Origin of the sequence: Halioglobus sp. HI00S01, from assembly GCF_001635445.1 — a bacterium.
Taxonomy (GTDB): Bacteria; Pseudomonadota; Gammaproteobacteria; order Pseudomonadales; family Halieaceae; genus Halioglobus; species Halioglobus japonicus.
On record NZ_LWEE01000256.1, the window covers coordinates 1 to 237 of the forward strand.

At 65.0% G+C, this 237-nt stretch carries 1 protein-coding gene; it reads right to left on the reverse strand.

Annotated features, from left to right (window positions below; all coding sequences use genetic code 11):
- Positions 1–237, reverse strand: a 237-nt coding sequence (locus tag A3709_RS17425; protein WP_156507831.1) for a BamA/TamA family outer membrane protein, incomplete at both ends; no start/stop codon positions are given.

Below are 237 nucleotides of genomic sequence, written 5' to 3' on the forward strand. Positions count from 1 at the left end.
CGCCGATGGCGGTGGGCTCGCCGGTTTCCTCGTCGACCTCTGTCACCGCGCCGCGGCCCTCATAGAGCTCTGCGGGCGTGGAACGCGGTCCCAAGGTGTTGCTCTCGAAGCCACGCACACTGCCGAACCCGCCGGCAAAGAAGTGCTCGTAGAACGGTAGCTCGGTGGCATCGCCATAACCGTCGCCATAGCCCAGTTCTCCGCGGAAGCGCATTACCCACTCACCCTTGATCGGGA